This is a genomic window from Pseudomonas sp. NY11955 (assembly GCF_048068035.1).
Classification (GTDB): Bacteria; Pseudomonadota; Gammaproteobacteria; order Pseudomonadales; family Pseudomonadaceae; genus Aquipseudomonas.
The window spans coordinates 1-12787 of record NZ_JBLUPS010000027.1 but is presented as its reverse complement, the minus strand read 5'-3'; the positions used below and the strand labels follow the sequence as shown (position 1 = coordinate 12787).

At 61.8% G+C, this 12787-nt stretch carries 18 protein-coding genes and 1 pseudogene; 8 read left to right on the top strand and 11 right to left on the bottom strand.

Annotated elements, in window-relative coordinates; genetic code table 11:
- The first annotated feature begins 193 nt into the window (after nt 1-193).
- The 3 genes from grxC (at nt 194) to ACNFBR_RS28460 (ending at nt 1251) form a co-directional block, all read left to right on the top strand.
- Nucleotides 194-466: a glutaredoxin 3 gene (gene grxC / locus ACNFBR_RS28470; protein WP_005005995.1), complete on the top strand. Its 273-nt coding sequence runs from the start codon at nt 194-196 to the stop codon at nt 464-466.
- A gap of 67 nt (nt 467-533) precedes the next feature.
- On the top strand, nt 534-815 hold the full coding sequence (locus tag ACNFBR_RS28465; protein WP_003464986.1) for a DUF427 domain-containing protein: 282 nt from the start codon (nt 534-536) through the stop codon (nt 813-815).
- A gap of 169 nt (nt 816-984) precedes the next feature.
- Nucleotides 985-1251, top strand: a complete 267-nt coding sequence (locus tag ACNFBR_RS28460; protein ID WP_003464988.1) for a hypothetical protein — start codon at nt 985-987, stop codon at nt 1249-1251.
- An 860-nt stretch (nt 1252-2111) separates the two neighbouring features.
- Here ACNFBR_RS28460 and sdhC read toward each other — a convergent pair.
- Together sdhC and ACNFBR_RS28450 are read right to left on the bottom strand one after the other, a co-directional pair.
- Nucleotides 2112-2486, bottom strand: coding sequence for a succinate dehydrogenase, cytochrome b556 subunit (gene sdhC, locus ACNFBR_RS28455; protein ID WP_005005993.1), 375 nt, complete (start codon nt 2484-2486; stop codon nt 2112-2114).
- A gap of 110 nt (nt 2487-2596) precedes the next feature.
- Complete coding sequence (locus ACNFBR_RS28450; RefSeq protein WP_004574516.1) at nt 2597-3523, bottom strand: recombinase family protein; 927 nt, start codon at nt 3521-3523, stop codon at nt 2597-2599.
- Between the two features lie 201 nt (nt 3524-3724).
- On the opposite strand from ACNFBR_RS28450, the gene ACNFBR_RS28445 reads away from it, so the two are divergent.
- From ACNFBR_RS28445 to ACNFBR_RS28435, 3 genes are read left to right on the top strand one after another with little or no spacing between them, the layout of a single operon-like run.
- Nucleotides 3725-3964, top strand: coding sequence for a ribbon-helix-helix domain-containing protein (locus tag ACNFBR_RS28445; RefSeq protein ID WP_004574517.1), 240 nt, complete (start codon nt 3725-3727; stop codon nt 3962-3964).
- Entirely contained in the window at nt 3964-4374 is a 411-nt protein-coding gene (locus ACNFBR_RS28440) for a putative toxin-antitoxin system toxin component, PIN family (RefSeq protein WP_004574518.1), read from the top strand. Before ACNFBR_RS28445 ends, ACNFBR_RS28440 begins: the two co-directional genes overlap by 1 nt.
- Before the next feature lie 3 nt (nt 4375-4377).
- On the top strand, nt 4378-7374 hold the full coding sequence (locus ACNFBR_RS28435; RefSeq protein ID WP_004574519.1) for a Tn3 family transposase: 2997 nt from the start codon (nt 4378-4380) through the stop codon (nt 7372-7374).
- Nucleotides 7375-7511: 137 nt separating this feature from the next.
- Here ACNFBR_RS28435 and ACNFBR_RS28430 read toward each other — a convergent pair whose 3' ends face one another.
- The 8 genes from ACNFBR_RS28430 to merT form a co-directional block, all read right to left on the bottom strand.
- Nucleotides 7512-7724: a DUF3330 domain-containing protein gene (locus tag ACNFBR_RS28430; protein WP_004574520.1), complete on the bottom strand. Its 213-nt coding sequence runs from the start codon at nt 7722-7724 to the stop codon at nt 7512-7514.
- Nucleotides 7725-7847: 123 nt separating this feature from the next.
- Nucleotides 7848-8084: a broad-spectrum mercury transporter MerE gene (merE, locus tag ACNFBR_RS28425; protein WP_004574521.1), complete on the bottom strand. Its 237-nt coding sequence runs from the start codon at nt 8082-8084 to the stop codon at nt 7848-7850.
- Complete coding sequence (gene merD, locus ACNFBR_RS28420; RefSeq protein WP_004574522.1) at nt 8077-8439, bottom strand: mercuric resistance transcriptional repressor MerD; 363 nt, start codon at nt 8437-8439, stop codon at nt 8077-8079. Before merD ends, merE begins: the two co-directional genes overlap by 8 nt.
- A complete protein-coding gene (locus tag ACNFBR_RS28415) occupies nt 8439-8855 on the bottom strand; it encodes a hypothetical protein (RefSeq protein ID WP_004574523.1) in 417 nt (138 codons plus the stop codon). Before ACNFBR_RS28415 ends, merD begins: the two co-directional genes overlap by 1 nt.
- Before the next feature lie 20 nt (nt 8856-8875).
- Nucleotides 8876-10558 (bottom strand): mercury(II) reductase, encoded by a 1683-nt coding sequence (merA, locus tag ACNFBR_RS28410; protein WP_004574524.1) that lies wholly within the window; start codon nt 10556-10558, stop codon nt 8876-8878.
- Nucleotides 10559-10570: 12 nt separating this feature from the next.
- Nucleotides 10571-11002: an organomercurial transporter MerC gene (gene merC / locus ACNFBR_RS28405; RefSeq protein ID WP_004574525.1), complete on the bottom strand. Its 432-nt coding sequence runs from the start codon at nt 11000-11002 to the stop codon at nt 10571-10573.
- Between the two features lie 12 nt (nt 11003-11014).
- The gene (gene merP / locus ACNFBR_RS28400; RefSeq protein WP_004574526.1) at nt 11015-11293 is read right to left on the bottom strand and encodes a mercury resistance system periplasmic binding protein MerP; all 279 of its coding nucleotides are present in this window, start codon (nt 11291-11293) and stop codon (nt 11015-11017) included.
- A 13-nt stretch (nt 11294-11306) separates the two neighbouring features.
- Complete coding sequence (merT, locus tag ACNFBR_RS28395; protein WP_004574527.1) at nt 11307-11657, bottom strand: mercuric ion transporter MerT; 351 nt, start codon at nt 11655-11657, stop codon at nt 11307-11309.
- A 71-nt stretch (nt 11658-11728) separates the two neighbouring features.
- On the opposite strand from merT, the gene merR reads away from it, so the two are divergent.
- A complete protein-coding gene (gene merR, locus ACNFBR_RS28390) occupies nt 11729-12148 on the top strand; it encodes an Hg(II)-responsive transcriptional regulator (RefSeq protein ID WP_004574528.1) in 420 nt (139 codons plus the stop codon).
- A gap of 152 nt (nt 12149-12300) precedes the next feature.
- On the opposite strand, the gene ACNFBR_RS28385 is transcribed toward merR, so the two are convergent.
- On the bottom strand, nt 12301-12519 hold the full coding sequence (locus ACNFBR_RS28385) for a co-regulatory protein PtrA N-terminal domain-containing protein (RefSeq protein WP_004574529.1): 219 nt from the start codon (nt 12517-12519) through the stop codon (nt 12301-12303).
- A 185-nt stretch (nt 12520-12704) separates the two neighbouring features.
- Here ACNFBR_RS28385 and ACNFBR_RS28380 point away from each other — a divergent pair.
- A pseudogene (locus tag ACNFBR_RS28380) lies at nt 12705-12787 on the top strand (recombinase family protein); the annotation flags it as partial.

The following is a 12787-nucleotide window of genomic DNA, read 5'->3' as shown; positions in this document are numbered from 1 at the left end:
CGGCTCGGCGCTACAGGAGGCGCGTGCGGCCTCTGCCTGGCGGTGAAAGCACTTTGGGCCATGTCGCCTGGATAGCGGCCAATCGTCAGCATCTGCTCCGATGTCGGCCAAGGTGCAGTCGCCATCTTTGAACGCCGCGAATTGGAGATCAACGCCATGACAGCGATCCGCGTGCAACTGCCGGAGATGCAATATGACAACTGATGTATTGCTGTACACCACGAATTGGTGCCCGTTCTGCCGCCGAGCGAAGGCGCTCCTCAAGGAAAAGGGCGTGCGATGGAAGGAGCTCGATATTGAGGCGGATCCGGCTCACCGGCAGGCCATGGCGGAAGCGTCGGGGCGAAGCTCCGTGCCGCAGATCTTCATCAATGGCACCCTTATCGGTGGCTCCGATGAGCTATTCGCGCTCGATGTCAGAGGCGAGCTCGACAAACTTCTCGGACGCAACCCGCCTGCCACCTGAGGAGGTGCGGCTTGGGGCAGCCAGCCCGCGAGCCTTCGCCGGTTGATGAATACAAAAGGAGAGTCCGTTGGTCTCAGCCATCTGGAAAGACACTACTATCGCCACAAGCGACGAAACAGTCATCGTCGAGGGAAATCACTACTTCCCACCGTCAGGAGTCGACCTGAGCCTGCTTGAGATGAGCCCGCACACATCTGTCTGTCCGATCAAAGGCGCCGCGCGCTTCTTTCATGTTCGCGCGGGTGACGCGCTCAACGTGAACGCCGCTTGGACCTATCCCGCCCCCACTCCGGATGCCGAGGGTATCCGGGATTACATCGCTTTCTGGAAAGGCGTGGACGTTGCCTAGCAGACTGGACGGACGACTTCGCTGATAGCCATGCGGGCGCCGACATCTCAATTATCCTGCCCACCCCGGGCCTCGTCGGCTGCAGGAATCTGCCCGGCACCTTAGCGCGACCCGGCACTGGCGGTCTCGCACCCGCCGCGCCTCTGTTCTATCAATAAGGATGGATGACATGGAGCATTCCGAGTTCGATGCCGCTTTCGCGAAGCTTGCGGAGGGATACAGAGAAGGGACTTATGAAGGCCGGCGTTTCAGCTTGATCGTCCGGCGATCTGGGGACGGACGTCGCAACAGTCTGTTCGCCAGGGAGTTGGACGGGACTGACATTGTCAGCTTCAACCTCTTCCGCGTTACATCAGATAGGACATTGTTGAAGCCGTGCGAAATGTCCGCCGAAAAGGTCGTAGCGTTCGTGCTGGAGTTCCGACCGGACACCTGACGGGCAGAAGAAGATCCCGGCCAACCGGCGCGCCTGCGACGGCCGGCTATCTAAGGCTGCGCAAGCCTATAGCCGCAGCTCATTGCACTTCGTCTGGCGAGGAATTCAACATCGATACGTCGCCATCCGCGGGGATATCGGTACAGGCGCCCGTGTAAGCCAGATTGAGAAATCCTAAGCGATGACTAACACCAATGACGCCACCCTTCCGACACATTCTATTCTTGAGGAATGCACAGCGATGGCTGTCGTCAACGCTCTGAAGATTATTCTGAAGAACAGCTACGCGATCTACCTTAAGACAAAAAATGCCACTCGGGCGCATCCCGCCCCTACTTCAGGGACTTTCACTTGCTTCTCGCTCTGTCACTCACAGCATCGGCACGCCCATGACGCATGGTATCCAGGCCTCATAATTTTCCCATATAACCTTCTTGTCTTTTGCGCACCCAGAAAGACTCGAGGCTTTAACTGGACAGATGAGCCCTCGAGGGTAGTGTTCACCTGATTGGCTTTCTCATATCTGATGTTGATTCGCACAGTGTGCCAACCAGGTGATAGTTTCAAAAAACCTGCGCTTCAGAGCGAATTAGACGATCTTCGATAAGAGCGATCCGCCTCAAAATCCAAAACATCTAACATTGTCCTAGAGCCATATTTGTACCTAGTACTATGGCGCTCCCATTAACACATTTGATGATGCACAGAAAACTTAGCTCATGATAGCTTTCAGCTAACAGCTATTCGGAAGCCCGAAAGGATTCAACCGTTTAAGCGTGAACCGTCGATTATAAATACTTTCGTAAGTTAGCTTTAAAGGACGCTTTTAGTCCTTGTAAATACGCATTACGACTCCACAGCTACCAAATCCATACGGCGCCAGCAACCATTAAAACACCCGACACTACTAAAACAATAGTAGAGGCGCGATTGCTGCCTTTCAAAGTATGACCAACACCCACATCCATAACTAGGTGTCGAATTCCGGCTACGAGATGATAAATAAATGAAGAGTATACCAACCAGAAACTAACTTTGCCGAAAGGTGAAGAAAAAATCTCCTTGACTTCATTAAAACCCTTTTCTGACTCCAACGATTTGCTCAGCATATACAGTATCAGTCCCAGAAAAATAAAGAGCATAATTCCTGAAATCCGGTGCAGAATCGATGTAAGCGCCGTGAGAGGAAGCTGAATGGTTCGAATATCAAGATTAACCGGCCGCTTTTTATTCATTTTGACTCCAGTCAACAATTCTAGTGGGGGATTTCAGTTTTCGATCTCATTCATCATAGCAGCTGTAACTGGGGTTTGGGGAGCAATGGAACAGAAAGTGCACTTAAGCCCTACCAGCGCCGTTCAGAGCCTTCTTCCCAGGCATCGGCTTCGATAAAGCAGTTGCGCATGTCGGCTTCCTGGCTGATCTCGGTCAGCAAGTCATGCACGGTCTTGTCCAGCTCATCGTCGCTCCGATACGGAATGGCCAGTTCGTAGTTGCCCGACTCCAGCCGTTTCATACTGTAGGGCTCCAAGCAGTAGCGCTCGATATTTTCCTTGGCCCGTTTCCGGCCGCGAACGAACTTGCTGTTGTTCACCACCGCCAGGCGCAGCGTGACGGTGGCCACCTGCTCGGCGGCGGGCTCTGCCGGCGACGCGACATTGCGTTGCTGACCTCGCGGCTGGGCGCTCTTCTGGTGTGCGCCGATCTCAACACCACGATGGCGCAGGTAGCTGTACAGCGTGCTCTTGGAGATGTGTAACTTCTCGCCGATGGCGCTGACGCTCAGGCGGCCCTCGCGGTACAGCGTCTCGGCCGCCATGGAGGTGGCCTCGGCCTTGGCTGGGAGGCCCTTGGGACGGCCACCGATCCGGCCCCGCGCCCGCGCGGCCGACAAACCCGCCTGAGTCCGCTCGCGGATCAGCTCGCGCTCGAACTCGGCCAGCGAGGCAAACAGGTTGAACACCAAGCGACCTTGGGCGTGGGTGGTGTCGATTGGGTCATTCAGGCTCTGCAAGCCGACCTTGCGCTCTGCCAGCTCGCCGACCAGCTCGACCAGGTGTTTGAGGGAGCGCCCGAGGCGATCCAGCTTCCAGATCACCACGGTGTCGCCCGCTCGAACATGGGCTAGCAACTTGTCCAACTCCGGCCGGGCGCTTTTCGCGCCGCTGGCGATGTCTTGATAGATGCGTTCGCACCCGGCCTGTTTCAGGGCATCGACCTGGAGGTCGGCGTTCTGATCCCGAGTGCTCACCCGCGCATAACCGATCTTCATCAAAAGTACCGTTTACTCGACTACGTTAGTAATAGTTGAACTTTGATTAAGCGTACCAGTTATTTGAACCGTAGCGCAGGTAGGTTAACCAGCCGATTCCTGTCCACTTAAAGTTCGGCAAAACGAAGGTTTTTTTGAACCATTGCATAGCCCTTTGTGATTGGCGTATAAACACACAAACACCTACTAGCGGGGAACGCCATGAATACGATTCGCTGGAATGTCGCCGTCTCGGCCGACACCGACCAGTCGCTTCGGATGTTTCTGGCCAGCCAGGGCGGTGGCCGGAAAGGCGACCTGTCGCGCTTCATTGAAGAGGCGGTGCGGGCCCACATCCTGGAACTGACGGCCGAACAGGCCAAGGCCGCTAATGCCCATCTGAGCGAGGCAGAGCTGACCGAAGCGGTTGACGAAGCGCTCGACTGGGCACGTAAGCGCTGATGCGGGTCGTGTTGGATACCAACATCCTGTTCAGCGCACTGATCTCGCCGCATGGCGCGCCCGATGCGATCTACCGTGCCTGGCGGGCGGCGCGTTTCGAGGTAGTGACCTCGCGGATGCAGCTCGATGAAATCCGCCGAGCCAGCCGCTACCCCAAGCTCCAGGCCATCCTTCAGCCCGCCAAAGTGGGAGCCATGATCAATAACCTGCAACGGGCTGTGGTACTGGAGCGTCTGACCATCGAGGTCGAAGCCGATGATCCGGATGACTCGTTTCTGCTGGCCATGGCCCTGGCAGGCGATGCGGACTACCTGGTGACCGGTGATCGCCGCGCCGGCCTGCTGCAACGCGGGCACATCGAACGCACGCGGATTGTCACGCCCGCCGTGTTCTGCGCCGAGGTGCTGTGATCGATGCCGGTCGGTTTTCTGACCCAGGAGCAACGCGACGGTTTTGGCCGCTATGTCGATGCCCCCAGTCGTGAGGAGCTGGAACGCTACTTCCACCTGAGCGACGACGACCACAAAATCCTCCTACCGCTGCGCGGCGAGCACAACCGCCTTGGCTACGCCACCCAACTGACCAGCATCCGCTACCTGGGCACTTTTCCCGACGACTTTTCAGCCGTCCCCCAAGAGGTGCTGCAAGCGCTCAGTCGCCAGTTAGGCATTACCGATCCAACTTGTATCCTGGCCTATGCCGAAACCCGCCAACGTCAACGTCATGCCGCCGAGATTCAGGAGCGTTACGGCTATCGGGTGTTTGCTGATTCCAGCGTCGGCTTTCGACTTGCCCGCTGGCTGTATGCGCTCTGTTGGACAGGGACAGATCGTCCTGGCGAGTTGTTCAATCGGGCGACGACCTGGTTGCTGACGCACAAGGTTTTACTGCCCGGCGTCACCGTTCTGGAACGGTTCATCGCCCAACTGCGCAGCCGGGTCGAAGAACGCCTCTGGCTAACCCTTGGCCGCAGTGTGAGCGAGGCGCAACGGCAGCAGCTACAGGACTTGCTGCTGGTCGCCGAAGGCAACCGCAGTTCCCGGCTGGATCAACTGCGCTCCGGCCCGGTGATGGTCAGTGGCCCCGCACTGATTCGGGCGCTGCGCCGGCTTGATGACGTGCGCGGCATCGGCATCGCCTTGCCAGCGGCGGCGCACATCCCGCCCAGCCGTATCGCGGCCCTGGCTCGCTTCGCCAACACCGCCAAGGTCACGGCGATCAACCGGCTGCCGGCGTCGCGGCGGATGGCGACACTGGTGGCGTTCGCCCTGTGCCTGGAGGCCACCGCGCACGACGACGCCCTGGAGGTCCTGGAAGCGCTGTTACGCGACCTGTTCAGCAACGCGGAGAAGGCCGACAAGAAAGCCCGCATGCGCAGCCTGAAAGACCTGGATCGCTCGGCGGCGACGCTCGCCGCCGCGTGCAAGGTCGTGCTGGACAGCTCAATCAGCGATGACAACGTGCGCGCCCGGCTGTTCAACGACCTGCCGAGGGCCTCGCTGGAGAAAGCCCTGGAAGATGTCAATGCGCTGATCCGCCCGGTTGACGATGTGTATTTTCTCGCCCTGGAGGCGCGCTACCGCAGTGTGCGCCGTTTCCTGCCCGACCTGCTCAAGCACATCCGCTTCGGCTTCAGCCCGGCCGGCAAAGGCGTGGTCGCCGGCCTGGATTGGTTGCAGCTGAACCTGCCCCGCCGGAAACCGGAGGATGACGCGCCGCAGGAGATCGTGGCCAAGGCTTGGCAGAAGCACATTACCCGCGAGGATGGCTCCCTCGACATGGGCGCCTATGTGTTCTGCACGCTCGATGCGCTGCGCACGGCCCTGCGCCGGCGCGACGTGTTCGTCTCGCCCAGTTGGCGCTATGCCGACCCGCGTCTCGGCCTGCTCGACGGTGCCGAATGGCTGGCGGCGCGGCCGATCATCTGCCGCTCGCTGGGCCTGACCATTGACGCCGGCACCACCTTGGATGCGCTGAGCGCCGAGTTGGATGCGACCTGGCAGGCGGTCGCGGCCCGCCTACCCGACAACCCCGCGATCCAGCTGAGCGAGAACGCCGAGGGCAAGACCGAGCTCTCGCTCGGCACACTGGACAAGCTGGAGGAGCCGAACTCGCTGCTGCAACTGCGAGCAGCCGTGGCTGATCTGATGCCGCGTGTCGATCTGCCGGAAATCCTCTTGGAAATCGCCGCTCGCACCGGCTTCGCCGAGGCCTTCACCCATGTGTCCGAGCGCAATGCGCGGGCCGACAACCTGGTCACCAGCCTCTGCGCGGTGCTGCTGGGTGGGGCCTGCAACACCGGCCTGGAGCCGCTGATCCGCACCGACAATCAGGCGCTACGCCGCGACCGGCTGTCCTGGGTCAGCCAGAACTATATCCGTGACGACACGCTGTCAGTGGCAAACGCCATTCTGGTGGGGGCGCAGAGCCAACTGGAGCTGGCCCAGGTCTGGGGCGGCGGCGAGGTCGCCTCCGCCGATGGCATGCGCTTCGTGGTACCGGTGCGCACCGTGCATGCTGGCCCCAACCCGAAGTATTTCGGCACCGGCCGGGGCGTCACCTGGTACAACTTGATTTCCGATCAGTTCTCCGGCCTCAACGCCATCACCGTGCCCGGCACCCTGCGCGACAGCCTGGTGCTGCTGGCCGTGGTGCTGGAACAGCAGACCGAGTTGCAGCCGACGCAGATCATGACCGACACCGGGGCCTACAGCGATGTGGTGTTTGGGCTGTTCCGCCTGCTCGGCTACCACTTCAGCCCGCGCCTGGCCGACGTCGGCGGTACCCGTTTCTGGCGCACGCGCCCGGAGGCGGATTACGGCAAACTCAACGGCCTGGCCCGGCAGTCGGTCAAGCTCGATCTGATCGCCGAGCACTGGGACGACCTGCTACGCCTGGCCGGCTCGCTCAAGCTCGGCCGAGTGCCGGCCACCGGCATCATGCGCACCCTGCAAACAGGGGATCGTCCCACCCGCCTGGCCCAGGCGCTGGCTGAGTTCGGTCGCATCGAGAAGACCTTGCACACCCTGACCTACATCGACGACGAGTCCAAGCGCCGCGCCACCCTGACCCAGCTGAACCGGGGCGAAGGCCGCCACAGCCTGGCCCGCGCCGTGTTCCACGGCAAACGCGGCGAGCTGCGCCAGCGCTACCGCGAAGGCCAGGAGGACCAGCTCGGCGCCCTCGGCCTGGTGGTGAACATCATCGTGCTGTGGAACACCCTCTACATGACGGCGGCCGTAGAACGGCTCAGGCAGCACGGCTACCCGGTGCTGGAGGAGGATGTCGCGCGGCTCTCGCCACTGATCCACGAGCACATCAACATGCTGGGCCGTTACTCCTTCGCGGTGCCGGAAGAGGTTACCCGCGGCGAACTGCGGCCGCTGCGCAATCCGGACGACGACCAGTAGGTGTAACGGCCTGGGTTCGAAATCGGCCGGGCACCGCACTCGATGCCACTTCCAGCTCAGACGGATTGCGACTGACGGAGTCCTCGGGCTCACGCTTTCTGCGACCAGCAAGAGCCACTTTTCCGGTGCAGCGCGAATTAGCCGTCCTGACGGGTACTGACCTTTTGTGTGCAGGGGTGATCAGGCTCGGATGCCGCCCTCTTATCTGCTCGCGACATGAAACGCTGATAGCACTCCAGGCCACAGAAGTGCACGACATACTCGGAACCTTCCGGCGTCAGTGCGGCGTCAAGGGGAATGTCCTTGCAGCATTCGCAGCAGCTGATGGTGGAGGTGTTGTTTGTGTTCATGATGGGGGTTCCTCCATCGTCCAAGAAAACCTAGCAACGCTTTCCCCCCGTGACTGAGCGCCGATCGACCTGCAGCCTCCCTGCCCAACTCGGCAGTGGTGGTCGCGCCGTGCTCCGAGCGGGTCACGGTCGCTTCCGAAAGGCCTGCAATGCCGCTCGCAGGAAGAGGATGAAGAAAACCGCCAGCACGAGCGTCGCGAGGCTCCACTGCTCGCTGACGAACGCGCCGGCCGCTGTCCCCGAAAGCAGCAATGCCAGCACCGGCAGATGGCAAGGGCAGGTGAGCGCGGCGAGCACGCCCCAGGTGTAAGCACGCCAGCGGAAGACCTTGCTTGACTCAACGTGATCGGCGTTACGCATAGGCAGAACCTTCGCCGGCGCAATGAGTCAGCCCGGCCAGCTGGGTTGCCACTGCGGCTAAGGCCGCCTGCCGTGCCGTGACTAGCCGGAGCAGGCACTCGACGCAGCCGATCAAGTCGGCGCCATCGTCCGCATCGAGCGCCCGGCAGAGCCGTGCCAATTCGTCGAGCCCGATACCAGACTCGAAGGCGGCGCGCACGAAGCGCAGACGCGCCAGGGACCGCTCATCGAAAATGCCGTAACCGCTCTCCGTGCGCCGCGCGGGGTGCAGCAAGCCACGCAGCACATAGTCGCGCACCACATGCACGCTGACGCCCGCGTCCTCGGCCAGTCTGGATATGGTGTAGGCATTCATCACCGACACTCCCGGTCTTCCCCGCAAACTAGGGCGCTCAGATATTTCCTTCCGGCTAGGCGTTCAGGTAGCCAGATGAGCAATGGCGTAACCCCTAGTGCCAGGAGCAACCACAGCCGGGAGTGATACTCGCCGTTTGGGGCAAACCCATAAGCCAGCAGCGCACCCAGCGCGAGCATCAGGAAATACGGCCCGGTGATGTAGCAGTGAAGGCGGCGACAGCGCGCGGCGTTGACCAGGCAGGCGCCGCCCATCACGAGTAGCGCGGCGCTCGCTGCCAGGAACAACGCAGGGCGTCGATCCGCCAGAACAAGCGCTATGGTCGCCACGACGGCAGGCAGCCCCCATAAGCTGATTACCTGCCAGGTCTTGCGCAGGCTGTCGCGACTGCCGAGATCGCTTGCCGTGTCGTTCATGCTTCAACCTCGCGCGCTCATTACCCGGCGCAGCAGGACAGCTGCTTGACGTCCTTGGCGAAGGTTTGCGCCGCGAGCTTCAGCCCCTCGACCATCGTCAGGTAGGGGAACAACTGGTCGGCCAGTTCCTGCACCGTCATCCGCGCCCGGATGGCGATGGCGGCGGTCTGGATCAGTTCGCCCGCCTCCGGGGCCACCGCCTGCACGCCGATGAGCCGTCCGCTACCTTCCTCGATGACCAGCTTGATGAAACCCCGCGTGTCGAAGTTGGCCAGTGCGCGTGGCACGTTATCCAGGGTCAAGGTGCGGCTGTCGGTCTCGATGCCGGCGTGGTGCGCCTCCGCTTCGCTGTAGCCCACGGTGGCCACCTGCGGATCGGTGAACACCACGGCCGGCATGGCGTCGAGATTGAGCTTCGCCTCGCCGCCGGTCATGTTGAGCGCCGCACGGGTGCCTGCGGCCGCCGCCACGTAGACGAACTGCGGCTGGTCGGTACAGTCGCCGGCCGCATAGATATCCGGGGCACTGGTGCGCATGCCCGAGTCGATCTGGATGGCACCGCGTTCGTCCAGCTTCACGCCGGCGCCTTGCAGATTCATGCCTTGGGTGTTGGGCGTGCGGCCGGTGGCGACGAGTAGTCGGTCGGCATGCAGCTCGCCATGATTGGTGCTCAGGATGAACTCGCCGTCGACGTGGGACACCTGGCTGGCTTGCGTGTGTTCCAGCACTTCGATGCCCTCCATACGGAAGGCTGCCGTCAGCGCTTCACCGATGGCCGGATCTTCGCGGAAGAACAACGTGCTGCGTGCCAGGACCGTGACCTTGCTGCCCAGCCGGGCAAAGGCCTGCGCCAGTTCCACCGCCACCACCGAGGAGCCGATCACGGCGAGCCGCTTAGGAATGGTGTCGCTCGCCAGCGCCTCGTCCGAGGTCCAGTACGGGGTGTCCTTGAGTCCGGGAATCGGTAGAACGGCCGGGCTCGCGCCGGTGGCGATCAGGCAGCGGTCGAAGGCGACGATGCGCTCGCCGCCCTCGGCCAGTTCCACGCTGAGCGTGCGGCCGTCCTGGAAACGGGCGGTGCCGCGTACCAGGGTGATCGCCGGCGTGCTCTCCAGAATGCCTTCGTACTTGGCGTGGCGCAGTTCGTCGACACGACCCTGTTGCTGGGCGAGCAACCGCTCGCGCAGGACGGTCAGGCTCGTGGTGGACAGTCCGGCGTCGAACGGGCTCTCGCGCCGCAGATGGGCCACATGCGCGGCGCGAATCATGATCTTGGAGGGCACGCAGCCAACGTTGACGCAGGTGCCGCCGATGATGCCGCGCTCGATCAGGGTGACGCGCGCACCGCCTTCCACCGCCTTGAGCGCGGCCGCCATGGCGGCGCCACCGCTGCCGATGACCGCCACGTGGAGCCTGTCGCCATCTTTCCCGGCGCCAATGCTGCCGCTCAACCAGCCCCGCGCCTTGTCGAGCAGGCCTGAGCGGGTAGGTGCCGTGGCGTCTTCGAACGCCGCTCGATACCCCAGGGCCTCGACGGCGGCCTGCATCTGTTCACGGCTTACGCCCTCGTCGACCTTCAGTTCGGCCTTCCCGCTGGCGTAGGAAACATCCGCCCGATGCACGCCGGGGATCTTCTCCAAGGCCTCTTTCACATGCTCGACACAGGAGGCGCAGGTCATGCCGACGATTTGTAGTTTGGTCATAGTGTTATTCCTTCATTTTGGCGGAGTCGGACAGGACGTCGGGGAGCAACGGCGGTGGGCGGGCGACACGAGATCCCAGATGGACACCCCAAACATGAGGGCCAGGCCGATATAGAGCAGCCAGCCGCTCCGCCAGCCGTGAGCCAGCATCAAATACACCGCTATCAGCACCAGGGCCGGGCCGATCAGGCCAGGCGCAGCGCGTCGCCACTGCCGGTGACTGAACCCGCCGAGGGCATTGACGAGCAGGGCCAGCCCGGCAAATAACGGCAGCAGCGTGGTGATGAACAGGCCTTCCCACTGGCTCAGAAAGCCCAGACCGATCGCGGCCCCCAGACCGGCAAGGGCGGGGAAACACGAGGCACAGCCTATGGCAGAAATCAGCACGCCAACGGACCCGGCTTTGTCACCGATCCGCGTGAACAAATTGAAAGGGTTTGCCATCGGAATGCCCGCCTACTGCTTGACGCTGGACGGGTAGCCGGCGTCCTCGGTCGCCTTAGTCAGCGCCTGGACATTGGTCTTGGCATCATCGAAGGTGACGATGGCCTCGCGGTTCTCATAGCTCACCTCGGCCTTGGTCACGCCCTCGACCTTGGTCAGCGCCTTCTTCACCGTGATCGGGCAAGCGGCGCAGGTCATGCCCGGCACCGCCAGAGTGACGGTCTGCGTGGCCGCCCAGGCAGGTGCGGCGACTAGGGTGGCGAGGGCGAAGGATGCAAGCAGTTTTTTCATGGCGGACTCCTGATCAGTAGAACAAGGGAAGGATGTAGGGGAAGCCGAGCGCGACCAGCACCAAGGCCGTTACCAGCCCGAACAGCAGCTTGTAGGTGGTGCGTACCTGGGGCACGGCGCAGACCTCACCCGGTTTGCAGACTTGAGCCGGGCGGAAAATGCGTCGCCAGGCGAAGAACAGCGCGACTAACGCCGCACCGATGAAGAGCGGGCGGTAAGGTTCCAGCACGGTCAGGTTGCCGATCCAGGCCCCGCTGAATCCCAGTGCGATCAGAACCAGCGGCCCAAGACAGCAAGTCGAGGCGAGAATCGCCGCAAGCCCCCCGGCGACAAGAGGGGCGCGCCCGTTTGATGGTTCAGACATGCATTTCTCCTTTCGAGCATGTGAGCGATGGTTTAAGGTTACTTCCGTAGTCAAGTACGGAGTCAAGCAGTATGGAAAACACTGTGGAAAGCCTGACCATCGGCGCCTTCGCCAAGGCGGCCGGGGTCAACGTGGAAACCATCCGGTTCTATCAACGCAAGGGGCTGTTGCCCGAACCGGACAAGCCCTACGGCAGCATTCGCCGCTACGGCGAGGCGGACGTGGCCCGGGTGAAATTCGTCAAATCCGCGCAACGACTGGGCTTCAGCCTCGATGAGGTGGCCGGGCTGTTGCGATTGGATGACGGCGCTCACTGCGACGAAGCGCGCGTGCTCGCCGAGCAGAAGCTCGAGGATGTGCGGGGGAAACTCGCGGATCTGCGGCGGATCGAGTCGGTGTTGGCGCGGCTGGTTCACGATTGTTGTGCGAGCCACGGGACGGTTTCCTGTCCGCTGATCGTTTCGCTGCAGGGGGAAAAGGAACTGCGCTGACTCCGCGCGTTAACCGAGGATTTCCCGATGCGTGAGGCACCTCCGGGGTCGGCTTGCGCTTGGCAAAACAGCGGCGCTCATTGAGCGCCGCTGAATGGCCAAAGGAGCACTTGCATAGGCCACAGGTTAGTACTGCATCAGCAGCTCATGTTCTACTTTGCAGGCGGACAGCCGGGCTGCGCCTCGACCCGGCCAGCCGCCGTGGCCCCCAGTTGCTCAATCTTCTTGGCGGTTTCCGCCACCAAGGCCGCCTCAGCCTTGTCGCGCATAGCGGCGATTCGCTCGATTGAACGGTCGCTCCCGCTCTCGGCCCATACGGTGGATGACAGCAGAGTCGCACCAACTATCAGCAGTAGTCTTAGGTATTTCATAACAGCCTCCTCTCGGGTTTTCTACCCACGAGCCGACTCTATCTCCGTAGTTAAGTACGGAATCAAGGAGAGATGGAGATGAAGGTCCTGGATTATGGCGCTGAGAGGAAATGGCAGGGCTTAAGTGCACTTTCTGTTCCGTTGCTCCCCAAACCCCGAAACCTGTTTTTGATGGTTATCCGCCTATGTTGGTTGGCTACATGCGCGTGTCGTCGGACTCCGACCGCCAGAGCACGGACTTGCAGCGCGACGCGCTGCTCGCCGCCGG

Bases quoted from the DNA above. Each gene is read 5' to 3' on its own strand.
- merR (WP_004574528.1), top strand. From the start codon at position 11,729: ATGGAAAACACTGTGGAAAGCCTGACCATCGGCGCCTTCGCCAAGGCG.
- merA (WP_004574524.1), bottom strand. From the start codon at position 10,558: ATGACCAAACTACAAATCGTCGGCATGACCTGCGCCTCCTGTGTCGAG.
- merD (WP_004574522.1), bottom strand. From the start codon at position 8,439: ATGAATGCCTACACCATATCCAGACTGGCCGAGGACGCGGGCGTCAGC.
- ACNFBR_RS28450 (WP_004574516.1), bottom strand. From the start codon at position 3,523: ATGAAGATCGGTTATGCGCGGGTGAGCACTCGGGATCAGAACGCCGAC.
- merP (WP_004574526.1), bottom strand. From the start codon at position 11,293: ATGAAAAAACTGCTTGCATCCTTCGCCCTCGCCACCCTAGTCGCCGCA.
- ACNFBR_RS28445 (WP_004574517.1), top strand. From the start codon at position 3,725: ATGAATACGATTCGCTGGAATGTCGCCGTCTCGGCCGACACCGACCAG.
- ACNFBR_RS28440 (WP_004574518.1), top strand. From the start codon at position 3,964: ATGCGGGTCGTGTTGGATACCAACATCCTGTTCAGCGCACTGATCTCG.
- ACNFBR_RS28435 (WP_004574519.1), top strand. From the start codon at position 4,378: ATGCCGGTCGGTTTTCTGACCCAGGAGCAACGCGACGGTTTTGGCCGC.
- ACNFBR_RS28415 (WP_004574523.1), bottom strand. From the start codon at position 8,855: ATGAACGACACGGCAAGCGATCTCGGCAGTCGCGACAGCCTGCGCAAG.
- sdhC (WP_005005993.1), bottom strand. From the start codon at position 2,486: ATGAATAAAAAGCGGCCGGTTAATCTTGATATTCGAACCATTCAGCTT.
- grxC (WP_005005995.1), top strand. From the start codon at position 194: ATGACAACTGATGTATTGCTGTACACCACGAATTGGTGCCCGTTCTGC.
- ACNFBR_RS28430 (WP_004574520.1), bottom strand. From the start codon at position 7,724: ATGAACACAAACAACACCTCCACCATCAGCTGCTGCGAATGCTGCAAG.
- ACNFBR_RS28385 (WP_004574529.1), bottom strand. From the start codon at position 12,519: ATGAAATACCTAAGACTACTGCTGATAGTTGGTGCGACTCTGCTGTCA.
- merT (WP_004574527.1), bottom strand. From the start codon at position 11,657: ATGTCTGAACCATCAAACGGGCGCGCCCCTCTTGTCGCCGGGGGGCTT.
- ACNFBR_RS28460 (WP_003464988.1), top strand. From the start codon at position 985: ATGGAGCATTCCGAGTTCGATGCCGCTTTCGCGAAGCTTGCGGAGGGA.
- merC (WP_004574525.1), bottom strand. From the start codon at position 11,002: ATGGCAAACCCTTTCAATTTGTTCACGCGGATCGGTGACAAAGCCGGG.
- merE (WP_004574521.1), bottom strand. From the start codon at position 8,084: ATGCGTAACGCCGATCACGTTGAGTCAAGCAAGGTCTTCCGCTGGCGT.